The following is a 14,776-nucleotide window of genomic DNA, read 5'->3' as shown; positions in this document are numbered from 1 at the left end:
GTGCGCGAATACCTCCTGGTGCTCCTGGTCGCCGCCGGCGTCACGTACGTCGGGGCGAGCCTGGCGCGGCGGTTGGCGTTCCGCTGGAACGCGGTGGCGCTCGTGCGCGACCGCGACGTGCACACCACACCCATCCCGTACTTCGGCGGGATCGCGATGCTGGCGGGCACCACCGCCGCGCTCATCCTCGCGACCAACCTGCCGTGGCTGGGCCGCTTCGAGCTGGTCCAGCGCGACGCCTGGGCCGTGTTCTGGGCGGCGCTGCTGATCTGCACCGTGGGCGTGGCCGACGACCTGTTCGAGTTGGGCGCGATTGCCAAGCTGGCCGGCCAGACCCTCGCCGCGGGGATCGTCGTGCTCAACGGCGTGAAGTTCTACTGGATCCCGCTGCCGGACCGCATCATCGCCCTCGACAACGTCGCCTCCATCGCGGTGGCCGTCTTTGTCATCCTGGTGTGCGTGAACGCCATCAACCTCATGGACGGCCTCGACGGCCTGGCCGCCGGCGTGGTCGGCATCGGGGCCGGGGCGTTCTTCGTGTATGCCTACCTGCTCAGCTACGAGCAGGACCTGGTCCGCGCCACGACGAGCTCGCTGCTCACCGTCGCCGTGGTCGGGGTGTGCCTGGGCTTCCTGCCGCACAACATCCACCGAGCGCGCATGTTCATGGGGGACTCCGGCTCGATGCTGCTGGGCTTCCTGCTCGCCACGTCGATGATCAGCCTCACCGGCCAGCTGGACCCCTCGCGGGTGAACCCGAGCGGAGGCGTCCTCATCTCGTCCTACCTGCCGCTGCTGCTGCCGATCGCCGTGATGGCGTTGCCGTTCCTCGACCTGGTCACCGCCTACATCCGGCGCACCGCGGCCGGGCGCCTGTGGTACCAGGCCGACAAGCAGCACCTCCACCACCGCATGCTCGAGCTGGGGCACTCCCACCGCATGGCCGTCGCCCTGCTGTGGCTGTGGTCGGCGGTCATCGCGTTCGGCGTCGTGCTGATCGGCGTCGCGGACGCCTGGTGGTCGGCGCTCGTCCTGCCGGTCGGCCTGACGGTGGCCGCCCTCCTCACGTTCCGCCCCCGCAGGAGGACCCTCCATGACTGAGCCCGGGCGGCGCCGTCCGCTCAGTCCGCACGTCCGCCGCGCCCAGCAGCTGCTGCAGGCGGGCCTGGTCGGGGGACACGTCGCCGCGCTGACCATCGTCGGGCTGTTCCTCGCCCTCGGCGGCCCGAACGCCGGCGCCACGGCCGCCATCGGCGCGGCGGTGACGATCGTCTTCTACACGATCGCGCTCGGCGTTCAGATGGCGGTGGCGGACGCCTCGCCCAAGGTGGTCCTGTTCGCGTGGTTCGCCTCCTACGTCACCCGGGTGAGCCTGCTGGGCGTCTGCCTGGCCGCCGTGCTGGCGAACGCAGAGCGCTGGGCGTGGCTCGACCCGGTCGCCCTGTTCGTTGCCGTGGTGGGCACGGTGCTCGGCTGGCTGGTCCTGGAACTGTTCGTCTATTCGCGCATGAGGGTGCCCGTCTACGACGATCCGTCGTAATTCTCAGGGTGTCATCAATGTGACTCGGCGCCCGGGCCGTTGCTAGAGTCCTCCACGCACCCGGTCGTGAGCGCCAAGCGCCTGCTCCGGGGGACTGTCCGGGCGAAGGAAATGCAAGGAGGCGCAATGGGTGGGCTTGATGGGCTGATCCTTCCGCTGGAGGGCGGCGCATGGCCCCCGGGCGAGCACAGCTTCGCCTCTCGTCCCCTGTTCCCGGGAGTTCTCCCGGACTGGGTGAACAACCACGTCGCCCAGGCCGTCATCGGTGCCGTCCTGGTGATCCTGTTCTGGTTGTGGATGGCGCGCGGCCAGTCGGTCGTCCCGGGCAAGAAGCAGACCTTCGGTGAGCTCGCGTACGACTTCGTGCGCAACGGCATCGCCCGCGACATCCTGGGCCCTGAGTTCCGCAAGTATCTGCCGCTGCTGCTGACGCTGTTCTCCTTCATCCTGGTGAACAACCTGTTCGGCCAGTTCGCGCTGTTCATGTTCCCGACCTTCTCCAAGATCGGCTTCGCCTGGGGCCTGGCCCTGGTGGCGTGGCTCGTCTACAACGGTGCGGGCATCAAGAAGCACGGCCTCTTCGGCTACCTCAAGCACGCGACGCTCCCCGCAGGCGTCCCGAAGTTCCTGTGGCCGCTGATCATCCCCCTGGAGTTCCTTTCCAACATCATCGTCCGGCCGCTGACGCTCGGCCTGCGTCTGTTCGCCAACCTGTTCGCCGGCCACCTCGTCATCGTGGTGTTCGTCGTCGGTGGCACGATGCTGCTGAGCACGGCCGACCAGATGGGCACCGCCTTCCCGGTGCCGCTGCTGAACGTCGCCGGTGTCGTGTCGATCCTGTTCAGCTTCGCGATCTTTGCCCTGGAGCTGCTGGTCGGCTCCATCCAGGCCTACATCTTCACCGTCCTCACCGCCCAGTACGTGTCCTCGGCGATCGCCGAAGACCACTAAACCCACGAGCTTTCGTCAGAAAGAAACCATCCGAAAGGAACGAACCATGCTCCTCTCCCTCCTGGAGATCAACGGCTCGATCAACATGATCGGCTACGCGCTGGCGACCCTCGGCCCGGCCCTCGGTGTGGCCTGGATCTTCGCGTCGGTCATCAACGGCACCGCGCGTCAGCCCGAGGCCCGTGGCGCCATGATGGGCACCGCGTGGATCGGCTTCGCCGTGGTCGAGGCGCTCGCCATCATCGGCATCGCCCTCGCCTTCGTCCTCAGCTGATGTGAGGCCCTCCATGCTGCCCCTCGCCGGAGAATCTCCTCTGGGCCCGCTCCTCCCGGAGCACCCCGAGGAGCTCTACGTCGGCATCGTCCTCTTCCTGATCATCCTCGCGGTGATGTGGAAGGTGGTCGTGCCGATGTTCGAGAAGACGTACGCCGAGCGCACGGCCGCCATCCAGGGCGGCATCCAGAAGGCCGAGGCCGCCCAGGCCGAAGCCGCCGCCGCGCTCGAGGAGTACAAGGCCCAGCTGTCCAGCGCCCGTGAGGAGGCCTCGCGCATCCGCGAGGAGGCCAAGACCCAAGGTGCTGCGATCGTGGCCGACATGCGCCAGCAGGCCACCGAGGAGAGCAGCCGCCTGCTCGCCAATGCCAAGGCCCAGATCGAGGCCGAGCGTGCTGCAGCCGTGAACTCGCTCCGCTCCGAGATCGGTGGTCTCGCGATCACGCTGGCCGGCCGCATCGTCGGTGAGTCACTGGATGACGACGAGCGCGCCCGCCGCACGGTGGACCGCTTCATCGCCGACCTCGAGACCCAGTCGGTGGAGCAGGCATGAGCGCAGCCGCCGAGTCCCGACTGAAGGCCTTGGACGCCGTCCTGGACGCGCAACCTGCTTCCGAGGTCCTGGCCGACGAGCTGTTCGCCGTCGTGGAGGCACTGGGCGCCCAGCCCACCCTCCGCCGTGCGCTGACAGACCCGTCCACGCCGGACGCCGTGCGGTCCCAGCTCACGCAGTCGCTGTTCGGGGACCGCGTCAGCGGGGCCACGGTGGCGGTGCTGTCGGAGGCCGCGCGTGTCCGCTGGGGCACCGCCGGGTCCTTCATCACGGCGCTGGAGCGCCAGGGCGTCCGCGCCCTGCTCCGCGTCGCCCAGGAGGCCGGGCAGCTCGACGAGCTGGAGGACCAGCTCTTCAAGGTCGAGCGCCTGGTGGACGCCAACCCCGAGCTGCGCCGCACGCTCGGTGATCGTCGGACGCCGATCGAGGCCCGCCAGGCCCTTCTCGGCGACCTGATCGAGGGCCGGGTGCTCCCGACCGTCGCGAGCCTCGCCCGCCGGGCGGTGGCCGCACGGAAGCGCACCTTCGACCTCACCGTCGAGGACTACCTGAAGTCCGCCGCCGAGTTGCGCGAGCGCGCGGTGGCGACCGTGACGGTGGCCCGACCCCTCACCGAGGAGCAGCAGGCCCGCATCAAGGCCGCACTCTCCCGCCAAACTGGCCGTGACGTGAACCTGCGAGTCGTCCTCGACCCGGGTGTCATCGGCGGTGTGCACGTGACCCTGGGTGACGAGGTCATCGAGGGAACCGTGGCTGGGCGTCTGACCGACGCACAGCGCAAGCTGGCCTGACGGCCAACCCAGACCTGATCACAAGCAAGCAGCGACGCAAGCGAAGGAACGCATTCGACATGGCGGATCTGACCATTCGTCCCGACGAGATTCGGGATGCCCTCGACCGGTTTGTTTCCAACTACACGCCGGACACCTCCACCCGTGAGGAGGTCGGCACCGTCGTGACGTCGGGTGACGGCATCGCGCGCGTCGAGGGACTGCCCTCGGCCATGGCGAACGAGCTGCTGGAGTTCTCCAACGGCACGCTCGGCATCGCGCTGAACCTCGACGTCCGCGAGATCGGTGTCGTCGTGCTGGGCGAATCCGAGGGCATCGAGGAGGGCTCGCAGGTGCGCCGCACCGGCGAGGTGCTCTCCGTGCCCGTGGGTGACGGCTACCTCGGCCGCACCGTGGACGCGATGGGCAACCCCATCGACGGCCTCGGCGAGCTGGCAGGTGTGACCGACCGCCGCACGCTCGAGCTCCAGGCCGCCGGCGTCATGGACCGCCAGGAGGTCCGCGAGCCGCTCCAGACCGGCATCAAGGCCATCGACGCCATGATCCCGATCGGCCGCGGCCAGCGCCAGCTCATCATCGGCGACCGCAAGACGGGCAAGACCGCCATCGCGGTCGACGCGATCATCAACCAGAAGGCCAACTGGGCCACCGGTGACCCGACGCAGCAGGTCCGCTGCATCTACGTCGCGATCGGCCAGAAGGGCTCCACGATCGCGGCCCTGCGCAAGACGCTGGAGGAGGCCGGTGCGATGGACTACACCACCATCGTGCACGCCCCGGCGTCCGACCCCGCCGGCTTCAAGTACATCGCGCCTTACGCGGGCTCTGCGATCGGCCAGCACTGGATGTACCAGGGAAAGCACGTCCTGATCATCTTCGACGACCTCACCAAGCAGGCCGAGGCCTACCGCGCCATGTCGCTGCTGCTGCGTCGTCCCCCGGGCCGCGAGGCGTACCCCGGTGACGTCTTCTATCTCCACTCCCGCCTGCTGGAGCGCTGCGCCAAGCTGAGCGACGAGCTGGGTGGCGGTTCGATGACCGGCCTGCCGATCATCGAGACCAAGGCCAACGACGTCTCGGCGTACATCCCGACCAACGTGATCTCGATCACCGACGGCCAGATCTTCCTGCAGTCCGACCTCTTCAACGCCAACCAGCGCCCCGCGATCGACGTCGGCATCTCGGTGTCCCGCGTCGGTGGTGCCGCCCAGGTCAAGGCCATGAAGGGTGTCGCTGGCACTCTCAAGATCTCGCTGGCCCAGTACCGCGACATGCAGGCGTTCGCGATGTTCGCGTCCGACCTGGACGCCGCCTCCCGCCGCCAGCTGGACCGGGGCGCACGCCTCACCGAGTTGTTGCGCCAGGGCCAGTACCAGCCGTACCCGGTCGAGGACCAGGTCGTCTCCGTGTGGGCCGGCACCAACGGCCACTTCGACGACATCGCCGTCGAGGACGTCCTCCGCTTCGAGAGCGAGCTGCTGGAGCACCTGCGCCACAACACGCCGATCCTGGCGACCATCGCCGAGACGAAGAAGTGGGACGACGACACCGCCAACGCGGTGGTCGCCGAGATCAAGAAGGTCAAGGAGGGCTTCCGCGCCTCTGACAAGGCCGCCCCGGCAGCCGACCAGCCCGGCGCCAAGGCGCTCGGTGACGACGAGGTCGATGCCGAGAAGATCGTGATCAAGAAGGGCTGAGCATGGCGTCCAGTCTGAGGGAGCTTCGACAGCGACGTAAGTCGGTGTCGGCGACCAAGAAGATCACCAAGGCGATGGAGCTCATCGCTGCGTCCAAGGTCATCCGGGCGCAGCAGGCGGCATCCAAGGCCCTGCCCTACACCCGGGAACTGAACCGGGCGGTCTCCGCCCTGGCGACGCACTCGGCCAACCTCGAGCACCCGCTCACCACCCGGGTGGAGCGGCCGCGCCGTGCGGCCCTGCTGGTTCTCACGTCGGACCGTGGCATGAACGGCGCCTTCAACTCCAACGTCCACAAGACGGGCGCGCGCATGCGGGCCCGGCTCGAGGAGCAGGGGATGGAGGTCAAGCGCTACGTCGTCGGTCGCAAGGGCATCGGCTACATGAAGTTCCGTGAGCTGAGCATGGCGCAGACGTGGGAGGGGTTCAGCGACGCCCCCACGTTCGCCAACGCCCACGAGATCGCGGACGTGCTCATCAAGGACTTCCTCACCCCGTACGAGGAGGGCGGCGTCGACGAGATTCACGCCGTCTACACCCGTATGGAGTCCATGCTCACCCAGACCCCGCGCGTCCGTCGGCTGCTGCCGCTCGAGGTCGTGGAAGGTGTCACGGAGCTGGGGGAGCAAGACCACATCCCGCAGTACGACTTCGAACCTGATGCCGCGACGGTGCTGGACGCCGTCATGCCCGTCTACGTGCGCAGCCGCGTCTGGTTCTACCTGCTGCAGTCGTCGGCATCGATCCTGGCCAGCCAGCAGCGGGCCATGAAGTCGGCCACCGACAACGCGAACCAACTGATCGAGTCCCTGACGCGTGAGGCCAACCAGGCGCGCCAGGCGGAGATCACCCAGGAAATCACCGAGATCGTCGGTGGAGCCAGCGCGCTCGCCGAGTCGAGCGCCCAGGACTGAGGCGAGAGAGGCAACCATGACCCTGACTGCTGAGAACCCCACCACGACCGGTGTCGGCCGCGTCGCGCGTGTCATCGGCCCGGTGGTGGACGTCGAGTTCCCCGCCGACCAGATGCCCGCCATCATGAACGCGGTGAAGATCAAGATCGACGCCGGCGAGCTCTCCCGTGAGATCACGGCCGAGGTCGCGCTGCACGTCGGCGACAACATCGTCCGCGCCATCTCCCTGAAGCCCACCGACGGCATGCGTCGCGGGACCGAGGTCGTCGACACCGGCGCCCCGATCTCCGTGCCCGTCGGCGACGTCACGAAGGGCCGCGTCTGGAATGTGACCGGTGACTGCCTCAACGAGGACATCTCCGGCATCGAGATCAACGAGCGCTGGCCGATCCACCGCCCGGCACCCAAGTTCGAGGACCTCGAGCCCAGGACCGAGATGCTCGAGACCGGCATCAAGGTGCTCGACCTGCTCACCCCGTACGTGAAGGGCGGCAAGATCGGCCTGTTCGGCGGCGCCGGCGTCGGCAAGACCGTCCTCATCCAGGAGATGATCTTCCGCATCGCCCACAACTTCGGTGGCACCTCGGTGTTCGCCGGCGTGGGTGAGCGCACCCGTGAGGGCAACGACCTCATCAACGAGATGATCGAGGCCGGCGTCATGAAGGACACCGCCCTGGTGTTCGGCCAGATGGACGAGCCGCCGGGCACCCGCCTCCGCGTCGCCCTGTCGGCCCTGACGATGGCGGAGTACTTCCGCGACGTGCAGAACCAGGACGTGCTGCTCTTCATCGACAACATCTTCCGGTTCACCCAGGCAGGTTCCGAGGTCTCCACGCTGCTCGGCCGCATGCCCTCGGCCGTGGGCTACCAGCCGAACCTGGCCGACGAGATGGGCCAGCTGCAGGAGCGCATCACGTCGACTCGCGGCCACTCCATCACCTCGATGCAGGCCATCTACGTGCCCGCCGACGACTACACCGACCCGGCACCTGCGACCACCTTCGCCCACCTGGACGCCACGACCGAGCTCTCCCGTGACATCGCGTCGCGTGGCCTGTACCCGGCCGTGGACCCGCTCACCTCGACGTCGCGCATCCTCGACCCGCAGTACGTGGGCCGGGACCACTACGAGACGGCGACCCGCGTGAAGCAGATCCTTCAGCGCAACAAGGAGCTGCAGGACATCATCGCGATCCTCGGTGTCGACGAACTGTCCGAGGAGGACAAGATCGTCGTCGGTCGCGCGCGCCGCATTCAGCAGTTCCTCTCCCAAAACACCTACATGGCCACGAAGTTCACCCAGATCGAGGGCTCCACGGTGCCGCTGGCCGACACCATCGAGGCGTTCAAGATGATCTGCAACGGTGAGGTCGACCACATCGCCGAGCAGGCCTTCTTCAACGTGGGCGGCATGGACATGGTCATGGAGAACTGGGACCGCATCCAGAAGGAAGGCTGAGCATGGCGTTCGACTCCAGCCCGCTCCGGGTCGAGGTGGTCAGCGCCGACGGGCTCATCTGGGAAGGCGACGCCGACCAGGTCATCGCGCGGACGACGGAGGGTGACATCGGCATCCTGTCCCACCACGAGCCGTTCTTCGGCGTCCTGGTGCCCTCAGCCGTCGAGGTCATCACGAGCGACGGAAACCGCGAGATCATCGCGGTGGACGGAGGCTTCCTCTCCGTGGCCGAGAACCGTGTCTCGCTGCTGAACGCGTATGCGCGGCTGGCGGGCGAGATCGACCAGGCGGAGGCGGAGCGCCAGCTCAACCAGGCTCAGCTAGCGCTTGAGAAGGGGGACGTCAGCACCGAGACGATGCAGTCCTACCATCGCGCCAGCGCGCAGGTACGGGCGGCCGCGAAGGCGGCCGGCCGGCACTGAACACGTGAACGGGGCTGGGGGTGCCTGACTGGTGGAGTTGGACCGCTACGGTGGTCGGCCTGCTGGTCGTGTGCGCCCTCATCCCCGTCTTTTGGCTCATCGCCCGGCGGCGCTGGCTGGCGGGCCGGGGGAGGGTCTTCGAGTGCTCCCTCAAGCGCCCGGGCGCGGGGTGGACGCTCGGCGTCGCGCGCTTCCGCGATGAGGACCTGGAGTGGTACCGCGTCTTCGCGCTGTCCCTGCGTCCCCGCATCACCTTCCACCGGCACGAGACCAGCGTCGTGCGCGTCCGGCCCCCGGAACCCGACGAGGCCGCAGAACTGTACGACGGGCACGTCGTGACCGAGTTGGGCGGGCGCAACGCCGGCTACCTGCTGGCCATGGCGCGCCCCGACCTCACCGCCTTCTCCAGCTGGACCGAGGCGGGCGCCCCGGGCGGCCCCGAGAAGAGCACCTACCGCTGACGGGAGTCCAGGTCGGCTTGGGCCGCCTCGATCTTCTCGCGCTGGCGCTGCGCCCGCTCGCCGACCGGCGCGCGGTCCTTGCCCGGCACCCACAGCACATCACCCTCGTCGACATTGGCGACCCGGCCCAGGATGAACAGCAGGTCCGAGAGCCGGTTCAGGTAGGTGATCGCGAGCGGGTTGACACCGCCGGGCGCGTCACCGGTGCCCACCTCGAAGCCGTACTGTTCGGCGGCGGCCCAGGCCGCGCGCTCGGCCCGGCGGACGACCGTGCGGGCCAGGTGAAGATAGGCCGCACCCGGCGTGCCGCCGGGCAGGATGAAGCTGACCAGGTCGGGCAGCGGGTCGCCGAACGCGTCGCACCACGCCTCCAGGCGGTCGATGCTGGACTGGTCGATGCGCAACGGCTCCCACTTCGGCTCGGCGACAACCGGGTTGGACAGGTCGGCGCCCAGATCGAACAGCTCGTTCTGCACCTCGCGCAGGGCCGCGACCACGGCGTCCGGCAGGCCACCCAGCGTCGTCGCCAGGCCGAGGACGGCGTTCGCCTCGTCCACCTGCCCGTACGCCTCGACCCGCAGGTCCGTCTTCCGCGTCTCGGACATGTCCGAGAGCCGAGTGCTGCCGGCGTCGCCGGTGCGCGTGTAGATGCGCGTCAAGTTGACCATGCACCTACCCTATGTGAAGTTGGGCGGGTGACTTCCCGTGCCCTGGCCGCAACGTCCGCGGCCCTCCTCGTCCTCGCCACCGCCGGCTGCGCCGTCGCCCCGCAGAGCACCCGGGCGCCCGCGGCCTCGGCCGCCGCCACGACCCGCGCGGCTGCGCCCGGCACCGTCACCTGCGAGTACCGCCCCGGCGGAACGCCCGCGAAGCCGGTCGACGCCCCCGACGGCACCGACGTGCCCGCCACGGGCACCGTCTCGATGGTGATCGACCTCGGCGACGCCAAGGTCGACGTCGAGCTGGACCGGGCCGCCGCCCCCTGCACCGTGCACTCGTTCGAGAGCCTCGTGGCGCAGGGCTACTACAACGACACGGAGTGCCACCGCCTCTCGACCCAGGGCATGTTCATCCTGCAGTGCGGCGACCCGACGGGCACCGGCACCGGACGCCCGGGCTACAGCTTCGACGACGAGCTCGAGCACACCACCGGCTACCCGGCCGGCGTGCTGGCCATGGCCAATTCGGGCCCCGACACCAACGGGTCGCAGTTCTTCTTCGTCTACGACGACACCCGCCTCCAGCCCAACTACACGGTCTTCGGCAAGCTGGACGAGGCGGGCAACCAGGTGATCGCTGACCGGGCCTTCCAGGGCCACGACTCCAGCAACGGCGACGGCACCGGGCGTCCGAACCTGCCGACTGTGATCCGGTCGATCACCGCCGGCTGAGGCTCAGCGCCCCAGTTCGGGGCGCAGGCTGGCCAGGAACATCGCCAGCGACTTGCCGACGGCCTGCGGCTGCTCGGCGTGCAGCCAGTGGCCGGCGTTCTTGATGGTGACCAGCCGCGCGCGGGGGAACAGGGCCTTCATCGTGGGCACGTGCTCTTCGGTGACGTAGCCCGAGTCGCCCCCGCGCAGCCACAGCACGGGCCCGTCGTAGGTGCCCCGGATGCCCGCGGGCCAGCCGCTGATCAGGGGGAGCGCCCGTTCCAACAGGTCGAGGTTGGCCAGCCAGCGCCAGCCGCCGCCGGGCGCGCGGTGCAGGTTCTGCAGCAGGAACGACCGGACGCCCTCCTCCCGCACCTGCTCGGCGAGGGCGGCGTCGGCGTCCGCCCGCGTCTCGAAGGCGGTGAGGTCCAGGCCCTTCAGGGCGCCGATGAGCCGGTGGAAGCCGTAGCCGTGCGAGGAGTCGTCCGGGGCGATGTCGAGCACCACGAGGCCGCGCACGAGGGAGGGGTGGCGCAGCGCCATCGCCATCGCGGTCTTGCCGCCCATCGAGTGCCCGACGACGGTCACGGCCGCGGACCGCCCCAGCCGGTCGCGCAGGTCGGCGGCCACAGCGTCCGCCATCGAGGCGTAGCCGAAGTCGTCGTCCCACGGGCTGCGGCCGTGGTTGGGCAGGTCGTAGAGGAGGCCCGGGTCGGTCTCGGCGACCATCTTCGCGATGGTGGCGAGGTTCTTGCCCTGGCCCAGCAGGCCGTGCAGGTAGGCCACCCGCGGAGTCCCCCCACCGATGGACGTGGTGTGCAGGTCCACTCATCCCCTCCGGTTCCAACAGGCGGTGTGCCAGTGCCTGCGGTCGTCCACCGCGGACGCCGCGCCCACGTGCGGCGTCCGTGGCCAGGCGACGACGTGGGCGGCGCCGGCAGGGATGGAGCGGTGGCAGTCGGGGCAGGTGTATTGCTTGGTCGACCGGCCGCCGACCATGGCCTGCACCACCCAGGCGCCGTCCCGCTTGGTCTCGGCACGGGCCAGCGACGTGGACAGCGGCCGCGCGGGGCGCAGGTGCTTGCTGGGACGTCGGGCCATGCGCCCGATCGTAGACGGTAGGCTCGCCGGGTGCGCCTCATGATTGCCCGCTGCCAGGTCGACTACGCCGGCCGCCTGTCGGCGCACCTGCCGATGGCCAAGCGGCTCATCCTGCTCAAGGCGGACGGGTCGATCTCGATCCACGCCGACGACCGGGCCTACAAGCCGCTGAACTGGATGAACCCGCCCTGCACCCTGGTCAAGCGCGACGCCGACCCCGACGTGGAGGAGGAAGCGGCCCTGGAGCAGGTGTGGGAGGTGCAGAACAAGGACGCGGACCGGCTGATCATCTCGATCGCCGAGGTGCTGCACGACACCAGCCACGAGCTGGGCGTCGACCCCGGCCTGGTCAAGGACGGCGTGGAGGCCCACCTGCAAGCCCTGCTGGCCGACAACCCCGGCACCTTCGGGGAGGGCTGGACGCTGGTGCGGCGCGAGCACATGACCGCCATCGGACCGGTCGACATCCTGTTCCGCGACGCGGACGGGACGCACGTGGCCGTCGAGGTGAAGCGCCGCGGCGAGATCGACGGGGTGGAGCAGCTGTCCCGCTACCTCGAGCTGCTGAACGCCGACCCGCACCTGCGTCCGGTCCAGGGCGTGTTCGCCGCCCAGCAGATCAAGCCGCAGGCCAAAGTCGTGGCCGCCGCCCGCGGCATCAGCTGCGTGATCGTCGACTACGACGCACTGCGCGGGCTCGACGACGCCGAGGACCGCCTGTTCTGAGGTGCCGGACGCCTCAGGCGCGGTCGAGGGCGGGCACCAGCACCTCGCGGTAGATCAGCAGCAGGGAGGCGACCGTCGGGATGGCCAGCAGGGCGCCGGCGATGCCGAACAGGATGCCGCCGGAGATGGCCGCCAGCACGATGAGGGGGCCGGGGACGTTGACCGACTTCGAAAAGATTCGCGGCTGGAGCAGGTAGGCGTCGACCTGCTGGTAGAGCAGGAAGAACACCAGCGTGATGATGCCGGTCGTGGTGTTGTTCGAGAACGCGACCAGCGAGACGGTCAGCATCGAGATCGTCGGCCCCACCAGCGGGATGAACGCGAACACGGCGACCACGACGGCGAGCGCCAGGGACAGCGAGCCGAGGCCGACGGCGTTCAGGAACACGAACGCCGACCCCGTCGCCAGCAGGACGATGGTGAACAGCCCCGACATGTAGCCGCCGATGCGGCGGAACATCTCGCCGGCCAGGTATTTCACCCGCGGGCGCCGCGAGGCGGGGGCGAGCTGGTAGATCGTCTCCTTGATCGACGGCAGCGAGGCCAGGAACCACAGGGTCAGCACCAGCGTCACCACGAGGCTGAACACCACGTTGGCGATGGCCGCGCCCGCGCCCATGATGCCGCCGAACATCCACTCGACCCACGCGCCGGAGGTCAGCATCTGGCTCACCCGGTTGATGACGTCGTACTGGCCGTCGAACTCGGCCACCTGCGGGTTCTCGCGCAGGCCCTGCAGGTAGCCCGGCGCGTTCTGGATGAGGATGTTGGCCTGATCTGTCAGCAGTGGCAGCACCGCCCACGCGCCGAGGATCATCAACACGACCAGGGCCAGCGCCACGATCGTGACCGCCAGGCCGCGCGGGGCGCCGCTGCGGTGCAGCTTCTCCACCAGCGGGTTCAGGCCCAGCGCCAGGAACAGAGACAGGACGACGAGGATCAGCACGCTCTGCAGCGCCACGACGATGCCCAGCAGTCCGAAGGCCACCAGGCCACCCAGGGTCAGCAGGAAGCCGATCTGGAACGGTGAGCGGTACAACAGGCTGGTGGGGCCGGACGCCGCGGCGGCGAGGGCCAGCTCCCGGTCCGGGTCGGGCGGGGTCAGCTGACTCGTGCGGCGCAGGCGCCGCCACCAGGGCCGGGCGGCCGGGGCCGTGGCGGGACCTGCGGGGAAGGGCGCCTGCGCGGCCCCGGACGTTTCCGGCGCCGGTGCTGTGGTCTCGCTGCTCGGGGCCTCAGGGGGGTCGCTCCGGGCCGCCTCCGGCGGCTCCGCCGACTCCGGAAGGGCGGCCTGCGTCACCGACCTTCCTGACCCTCGGGCTCGTCATCGGTGGTGATGGCCTCGGCGTGCTCGGTCTGTACGGGGGCGTCCTCGGCGGGCCCGTCGACCGCCGGGTCGGCCCCGGCACCGGGCTCCTCGGCGAGCGCAGCCATGATCGGGCCGGTCATCTCGTCCTCGGGGAACTCGCTCGCCGTCTCTGTGGCGAAGCTCGACAGCTGGGCCAGCTGGGTGAGCAGGGCCTGCTTGCGCTGGCGGAGGTGCCGGTTCTCGCGCTTGAGCTGGTCGTTGCGGGCCACCAGCTCGGCGTCGGTCTCGGCGAGCTTCACCTGGGCGTCGGCCCGCGCGCGGTCGATGATGGCCGCGGCCTCGTTGATGGCGTCGGTCTTGATGCCCTCGGCCTCGGTGTAGGCGGCCTGCTGGCGGCTGCGAAGGTCCTCGCTGGCCTTGGTCAGGGCGGCGAGGAGTTCCTCGGAGCGGCTGCGCGCCTCAGCGGTGGCCGCCGTCATCTTCTCGGTCAGGGCGACTTGCTCGGCCTGGAGGGCGGCCAGCGCCTGCTCCCGCTCGCTCGCGAACTCGGCGCGGGCCTCGGCGGCCTCGCGGGTGGCGGCCTCGCGGATGGCGTCCGCCTCGCGGCGCGCGCCCTCCAGGAGGGCGGCGACCTGCTGCTCGGCATCGGCCAGGACGGTGGCGTGGTGGTTGTCGGCAGCCTCGCGGAGGCCCTGGGCCTCGGTGCGCGCGGCGTCGAGCTCGTGGGTGGTCTGGCGCTCCAGGTCGTCGCGCAGCACCTTGATGGAGGCGATGCCCTCCTGACGCGCCGACTCGATGGTCTGGGCGGCCTGGGCGCGCGTGCGCTCGACCTCGGCCTCGGCGTCCGACAGCATCGCCTGGGCCCGGGACTGGGCCCTCTGGAGCAGCTCGCCGGCCTGGGCCTCGGCGACCTTGAGCAGGTTCGCGGTGTGGGCGCCCAGCTTGCTGAAGTCGGTGTCGTCGACGCGCAGGTTCGCGGCGGTCAGCTCGCGCTGGACCTCACGCATCTGGTGTTTGGCGACCGACAGCTGCCGCTCGAGGTCGCGGATGTAGTCGTCCACGGCCTTCTTCTCGTACCCGAGCATGGCGTTGGGGAAGCCGCGTACCGCGCTGGCGTTCTGGTCGAACAGGTCGAGCCCGTGCTGGTCTTGCTCGTTCGTCACCGGTGCGTCCTCTCAAGCTCCGACGTGGAGTGCCTCGATGCTACC

The 14,776-nt window shown here is 69.6% G+C and carries 18 protein-coding genes; 13 read left to right on the top strand and 5 right to left on the bottom strand.

All coding sequences use genetic code 11. The features are described from left to right. From ET989_RS08100 to ET989_RS08050, 11 genes are all read left to right on the top strand, one after another. Positions 1-1,101: a glycosyltransferase family 4 protein gene (locus ET989_RS08100; protein WP_131168045.1), complete on the top strand. Its 1,101-nt coding sequence runs from the start codon at positions 1-3 to the stop codon at positions 1,099-1,101. Continuing rightward, positions 1,094-1,540 carry a hypothetical protein gene (locus ET989_RS08095; protein ID WP_131168044.1) on the top strand — a complete coding sequence of 149 codons (447 nt, stop codon included), beginning with the start codon at positions 1,094-1,096 and terminating at the stop codon, positions 1,538-1,540. Before ET989_RS08100 ends, ET989_RS08095 begins: the two co-directional genes overlap by 8 nt. 126 nt (positions 1,541-1,666) lie before the next feature. After that, positions 1,667-2,491 (top strand): F0F1 ATP synthase subunit A, encoded by an 825-nt coding sequence (gene atpB / locus ET989_RS08090; RefSeq protein WP_131168043.1) that lies wholly within the window; start codon positions 1,667-1,669, stop codon positions 2,489-2,491. 46 nt (positions 2,492-2,537) lie between these two features. After that, a complete protein-coding gene (locus tag ET989_RS08085) occupies positions 2,538-2,765 on the top strand; it encodes an ATP synthase F0 subunit C (RefSeq protein WP_131168042.1) in 228 nt (75 codons plus the stop codon). Positions 2,766-2,778: 13 nt separating this feature from the next. Then, positions 2,779-3,318: a F0F1 ATP synthase subunit B gene (locus ET989_RS08080; protein ID WP_131168041.1), complete on the top strand. Its 540-nt coding sequence runs from the start codon at positions 2,779-2,781 to the stop codon at positions 3,316-3,318. Continuing rightward, entirely contained in the window at positions 3,315-4,109 is a 795-nt protein-coding gene (locus ET989_RS08075) for a F0F1 ATP synthase subunit delta (RefSeq protein ID WP_131168040.1), read from the top strand. The genes ET989_RS08080 and ET989_RS08075 overlap by 4 nt, the downstream gene beginning before the upstream one ends. A gap of 59 nt (positions 4,110-4,168) precedes the next feature. Beyond that, positions 4,169-5,806 carry a F0F1 ATP synthase subunit alpha gene (gene atpA, locus ET989_RS08070; RefSeq protein WP_131168039.1) on the top strand — a complete coding sequence of 546 codons (1,638 nt, stop codon included), beginning with the start codon at positions 4,169-4,171 and terminating at the stop codon, positions 5,804-5,806. Positions 5,807-5,808: 2 nt separating this feature from the next. Next, positions 5,809-6,720, top strand: a complete 912-nt coding sequence (locus tag ET989_RS08065; protein ID WP_131168038.1) for a F0F1 ATP synthase subunit gamma — start codon at positions 5,809-5,811, stop codon at positions 6,718-6,720. 16 nt (positions 6,721-6,736) lie between these two features. Continuing rightward, positions 6,737-8,179 (top strand): F0F1 ATP synthase subunit beta, encoded by a 1,443-nt coding sequence (gene atpD / locus ET989_RS08060; RefSeq protein ID WP_131168037.1) that lies wholly within the window; start codon positions 6,737-6,739, stop codon positions 8,177-8,179. A 2-nt stretch (positions 8,180-8,181) separates the two neighbouring features. Then, entirely contained in the window at positions 8,182-8,601 is a 420-nt protein-coding gene (locus ET989_RS08055; RefSeq protein ID WP_131168036.1) for a F0F1 ATP synthase subunit epsilon, read from the top strand. A 20-nt stretch (positions 8,602-8,621) separates the two neighbouring features. Continuing rightward, complete coding sequence (locus tag ET989_RS08050; RefSeq protein WP_165490090.1) at positions 8,622-9,062, top strand: DUF2550 domain-containing protein; 441 nt, start codon at positions 8,622-8,624, stop codon at positions 9,060-9,062. Here the strand turns inward: ET989_RS08050 and ET989_RS08045 are convergent. Then, positions 9,053-9,730, bottom strand: coding sequence for a cob(I)yrinic acid a,c-diamide adenosyltransferase (locus ET989_RS08045; RefSeq protein WP_131168034.1), 678 nt, complete (start codon positions 9,728-9,730; stop codon positions 9,053-9,055). The two genes, ET989_RS08050 and ET989_RS08045, sit on opposite strands and share 10 nt — an antisense overlap. Positions 9,731-9,757: 27 nt before the next feature. On the opposite strand from ET989_RS08045, the gene ET989_RS08040 reads away from it, so the two are divergent. After that, positions 9,758-10,453, top strand: coding sequence for a peptidylprolyl isomerase (locus ET989_RS08040; RefSeq protein WP_277751357.1), 696 nt, complete (start codon positions 9,758-9,760; stop codon positions 10,451-10,453). 3 nt (positions 10,454-10,456) lie between these two features. Here ET989_RS08040 and ET989_RS08035 read toward each other — a convergent pair whose 3' ends face one another. After that, on the bottom strand, positions 10,457-11,260 hold the full coding sequence (locus tag ET989_RS08035) for an alpha/beta fold hydrolase (protein WP_131168033.1): 804 nt from the start codon (positions 11,258-11,260) through the stop codon (positions 10,457-10,459). Then, positions 11,261-11,533, bottom strand: coding sequence for a hypothetical protein (locus ET989_RS08030; protein WP_131168032.1), 273 nt, complete (start codon positions 11,531-11,533; stop codon positions 11,261-11,263). Between the two features lie 39 nt (positions 11,534-11,572). Between ET989_RS08030 and nucS the strand changes: the two genes are divergently transcribed. Continuing rightward, a complete protein-coding gene (gene nucS / locus ET989_RS08025) occupies positions 11,573-12,259 on the top strand; it encodes an endonuclease NucS (RefSeq protein ID WP_241656278.1) in 687 nt (228 codons plus the stop codon). Between the two features lie 13 nt (positions 12,260-12,272). Here nucS and ET989_RS08020 read toward each other — a convergent pair whose 3' ends face one another. Together ET989_RS08020 and ET989_RS08015 are read right to left on the bottom strand one after the other, a co-directional pair. Further along, on the bottom strand, positions 12,273-13,559 hold the full coding sequence (locus tag ET989_RS08020) for an AI-2E family transporter (protein WP_131168030.1): 1,287 nt from the start codon (positions 13,557-13,559) through the stop codon (positions 12,273-12,275). After that, positions 13,556-14,731: a DivIVA domain-containing protein gene (locus ET989_RS08015; protein ID WP_131168029.1), complete on the bottom strand. Its 1,176-nt coding sequence runs from the start codon at positions 14,729-14,731 to the stop codon at positions 13,556-13,558. The genes ET989_RS08020 and ET989_RS08015 overlap by 4 nt, the downstream gene beginning before the upstream one ends. Positions 14,732-14,776 lie beyond the last annotated feature (45 nt).

The sequence above is a fragment of the Propioniciclava sinopodophylli genome (genome assembly GCF_004324755.1).
Taxonomy (GTDB): domain Bacteria; phylum Actinomycetota; class Actinomycetes; order Propionibacteriales; family Propionibacteriaceae; genus Propioniciclava; species Propioniciclava sinopodophylli.
Note: the sequence above shows the minus strand (reverse complement) of the source record. Positions and strands in the feature narration are given on the sequence as shown.